Origin of the sequence: Nocardioides sp., from assembly GCF_051876515.1 — a bacterium.
Taxonomy (GTDB): domain Bacteria; phylum Actinomycetota; class Actinomycetes; order Propionibacteriales; family Nocardioidaceae; genus Nocardioides.
The window spans coordinates 1-4,368 of the sequence record NZ_JBJEHY010000015.1; the positions used below are offsets into that span (position 1 = coordinate 1).

3 protein-coding genes are annotated in these 4,368 nt (G+C 72.3%); all 3 read right to left on the reverse strand.

The features are described 5' to 3' along the window. Nucleotides 1-30: 30 nt before the first annotated feature. Nucleotides 31-1,059 (reverse strand): helix-hairpin-helix domain-containing protein, encoded by a 1,029-nt coding sequence (locus ACI379_RS00680; protein ID WP_439790131.1) that lies wholly within the window; start codon nucleotides 1,057-1,059, stop codon nucleotides 31-33. Between the two features lie 158 nt (nucleotides 1,060-1,217). Next, entirely contained in the window at nucleotides 1,218-2,072 is an 855-nt protein-coding gene (locus ACI379_RS00685; RefSeq protein WP_439790132.1) for a DegV family protein, read from the reverse strand. A 35-nt stretch (nucleotides 2,073-2,107) separates the two neighbouring features. Further along, on the reverse strand, nucleotides 2,108-4,368 hold a 2,261-nt coding region (gene leuS / locus ACI379_RS00690), incomplete at its 5' end, for a leucine--tRNA ligase (protein ID WP_439790133.1).

Consider the following 4,368-nt stretch of genomic DNA (forward strand, 5'->3'; position numbering starts at 1 on the left):
AGCAGCCGCAGGTCGTACGTCACGCCGGCGTCAGACCGTGACCAACGGCGCCAGCTTGGCCAGGGTGGCCTCGCCGATGCCGTCGACCTCGACGAGCTCGTCGACCGCTGTGAAGGAGCCGTTGTCGGTGCGCCAGCCGATGATCGCCGCGGCGGTGACCGGACCGACACCGGGCAGCGTCTCCAACGTCACCTGGTCGGCGGTGTTGATGTTGACCAGGGCACCGGTGGCACCCGAGGGCGCGGGAGCGGCCGACGTCCCCGGTGCTGCTGAGCTCCCGACCAGCACCTGCTCGCCGTCCACGAGCACGCGGGCGAGATTGAGGTTGCTCAGGTCGACCCCACGGCGCGCCCCACCGGCAGACTCGATGGCGTCGGTGACCCGCGAGCCCACCGGCAGCACCGCGATCCCGGGGCGACGTACCTTGCCGGCGACGTCGACCGTCACCGTCGCTGCGGCCTCCCCGGCACCCGCCTCCCCTGTCGCAGCTCCGGCCTCTGCGGCGTCGGCGGAAGCACCCTGAGGCTCCACGGGCACGAAGGAGACCGGCTCCTCGCCCGCGACGGGCGGGGTCTGCTCAACCCCGCGCCCGGCCAGCAGCACCCAGGTGGTGCCCAGCAGGCCGACCAGGAGCACGGTGAGGACCACCGCGAGGTGAGCCGGTCCCATCGTCCACCGGCGACCGACCGTGGCGCCGGCCGGTCCTCGTCGGTGCGCGTGCCGGCCCGGTGCCCGGACGACGACCGGGGCCGGCGGCTCCACGGCCGCCAAGGGCACGGCACCGCGGATCCGGGTGTGGCCGTCGACGTCGGGCACGAACGCCGGGGCAGCCACCACTCCGGGCGGATGGACGGCAGGCGGGTCCGGGACCGGGGTCAACCCCGCCCAGGTCGGTCCGTCTGACGTGCTCGCGCTCGACGGGCCCGGCGCACCGTCCGCGGCAGGAAGGCCGCCACCGGGCCCGGCGTCCGTGCGCAGAGCCGCGAGCTCCGCGCTCAGCGTGGCCAGTCGACGCGCGACGGCGTCGGCGTGCTCAGGGCTGGGGCGGTGTCGGCGCATGGCTCGACCCTAGGAAGGATCAGGGACGTGCTGGCCGGTCCGCGGCCGGGCTGTGGAGAACGCTGACGCAGCGGGGCTGTGGAGAGCCGACTGGTCTCGACAGGCTCGACCAACGCACGGCGACCGGTCTCGACTGGCTCGACCGACGGGGCGGGAGATCAGGCGCGGGGCGCCACGCAGACCGACACCATGCCCGGCCCCACGTGGGCCCCCAGCACGGCGCTGATCTCGGACAACATGACCTCGCGCCCCTCCAGACCGTCGACCAGACGCTCGGTCAGGACGTCGGCCAGACCCTGGGCACGCTCGGGATTGGCCAGGTGGGCGACGACGACGTCGACGGGCGCGTCGCCGGCGGCCTCCACGGCCAGGTCGGCCAGGCGCGCCAACGCCTTGGACGAGGTCCGCACACGTTCGGCGGTGGCGACCTTGCCGTCGGAGATGGTCAGCAACGGCTTCACCGACAGGGCACTGCCGAGCAGTGCCGCGGCGGCGCCGATCCGGCCCCCGCGGCGCAGGTACTCCAGGGTGTCGACGTAGAAGAGCGACGACGCGCCCTCAGCCCGTGCCCGCGCGGCCCGGGCCATCTCCTCGCCGCTGCCGCCGGCGTCACGGACGTCGGCGGCGCTCAGCACGGCGTACCCGGTGGCCGGGCCGACCTGCCGGGTGTCGACGACGTGCACCGGCACCGGTGCCGTCCGGGCTGCGACCTGCGCCGACTCGAGCGTGCCGCTCATCTCGCCGGAGATGTGGACCGACACGATCTCGTCGGCCCCCTCGGCCGCGAGCCGCGCGTACAGCTCCTCGAAGACCGCCGGGACGGGCCTCGACGTGGAGACCGCCCGGTGCTCCGTCAACGCCTGCGCGACGAACTCCGGGGAGGCGCCGTCGACGCCCTCCTCGTGCACCTCCTGGTCGACCACCACGTTGAGCGGTACGACCGTGATCCCGCGGTCTGCGGCCGTGGCCACGGACAGCTGCGCCGTGGAGTCGGCGACGAGGGCGACAGGCATGGCGGCACCCTAACCGGATTCTGCTCCCCGCGGCCTCAGCCGGCCACGATGTTGACCAGCTTGGGCGCACGCACGATGACCTTGCGCACCGTCTTGCCGTCCAGGGCGCGCTGGACACCCTCGTCGGCCAGCGCGGCGGCCTCGAGGTCGGCCTCGCTGATGTCGGGAGCGACCTCCAGACGCGCCTTCACCTTGCCCTGGATCTGGACGACCGCGGTCACGGACTCCTCGACCAGCAGCGCCTCGTCGACGACCGGCCACTGGACACGGGCGATACCCGGCTCGTGACCCAGCCGCTCCCACATCTCCTCGGCCGTGTACGGGGCGACCAGCGACAGCAGCTGGGCGACCACCTCGGCGGCCTCACGCACGGCCGGGTCGGCCGGGCCGCAGCCCGAGTCGATCGCCTTGCGGGTCGCGTTGACCAGCTCCATGACCCGGGCGACCATCACGTTGAAGCGGTGCGACTCGACCAGGGCGGCGCCCTCGTGCGCGGTGCGGTGGGTGATCCGGCGCAGCGCGACGTCCCCGCCGTCGGCGGGAGTGCCGGCCGGGGACTCCACGTCACCGGACAGCCGCCAGGCGCGCTGCAGGAAGCGCAGCGAACCGGCGGGCGAGACGTCGGCCCAGTCGATGTTGTCCTCCGGCGGGGAGGCGAACACCAGGGTCAGACGCACCGCGTCCACGCCGAACTCGGCAAGTTGGTCCCCCAGACTGACGCCGTTGCCCAGCGACTTGCTCATCTTGCGGCCCTGGTTCAGGACCTTGCCCTGCGACAGGTACGCCGAGAACGGCTCGTCCCAGTCGACCATGCCCATGTCGCGCAGCGCCTTGGTGAAGAAGCGCGAGTACAGCAGGTGCAGCACCGCGTGCTCGTCGCCACCGACGTACAGGTCGACCGGACCCCACGCGTTGGCCAGCTCGGTCGAGAAGGCCTGCGTGTCGTCGTGCGGCGACACGTAACGGAAGAAGTACCACGACGAGTCGACGAACGTGTCCATCGTGTCGGTGTCGCGGGTGGCCGGGCCGCCGCAGGTCGGGCAGGTCGTGTTGACCCACTCGGTGGCCCCGCCCAGCGGCGAGGTCCCCTTCGGCTTCAGGTCGGCGCCCTTCAGCTCCGGCAGCAGCACCGGCAGCTGGTCGTCAGGCACGGCCACCTCGCCGTCGACCGGGCAGTGCACGATTGGGATCGGCGCGCCCCAGTAGCGCTGCCGGCTCAGCAGCCAGTCGCGCAGGCGGAAGTTGACGGTGCCGGTGCCGCGGTCGTCGGCCTCCAGGATCTCGATGGCCTGGCGGATGCCGGCCTCCTTGTCCTCCAGCCCGTCCAGCGGGCCGGAGTTGACGTACGCCCCGTTGCCGGTGGTGGCGACGTACGTCTCCTCCGGGTTGTCCTCACCGGTGTCGACGACGCGGCGCACGGGCAGCCCCATCGCCTTGGCGAAGTCCAGGTCGCGCTGGTCGTGGGCGGGCACGGCCATGATGGCGCCGGTGCCGTAGTCGGCCAGGACGTAGTCGGAGGCCCAGACAGGGACCTGCTCGCCGTTGACCGGGTTGGTCGCCGTGACGCCCAGGTCGACGCCGGTCTTGGGGCGGTCGGTGGCCAGGCGGTCGATGTCGGAGGCCTTGCGGACCTCGACCAGGTAGTCCTCCAGCGCCTGCTTGCGGTCGTCGGCGACCAGCGAGGCCGCCAGCGGCGAGTCCGCGGCCACGACCATGAAGGTCGCGCCCCACAGGGTGTCCGGACGGGTGGTGAAGACGGTGACGTCCTCGTGCCCCTCGACGGCGAACCGGACGTGCGCACCCTCCGAGCGCCCGATCCAGTTGCGCTGGGCGTTGACGACCTTGGACGGCCAGGTCGGCGCCAGGTCGTCCAGGCTGTCCAGCAGCTCCTGGGCGTACGCGGTGGTGCGGAAGTACCACTGGGTCAGCTCGCGCTTGGTGACCTCGGCGCCGCACCGCTCGCAGGCGCCGTCGACGACCTGCTCGTTGGCCAGCACGGTCTGGTCGACCGGGCACCAGTTGACCGGCGAGTTCTTGCGGTACGCCAGCCCCTTCTCGTGGAACCGGGTGAACAGCCACTGGGTCCAGCGGTAGTACTCCGGGTCGGAGGTGTTGAAGCGCCGCGTCCAGTCGAAGCTGGTCGCGTACTTCTTGAAGGACTGGTACTGGGTCTCGATGTTGCCGTACGTGTAGGTCGCCGGGTGCTCGTCGTTCTTGATGGCGGCGTTCTCGGCGGGCAGGCCGAAGGAGTCCCACCCCATCGGGTTGAGCACCTCGTGGCCCTTGAGCCACCAGT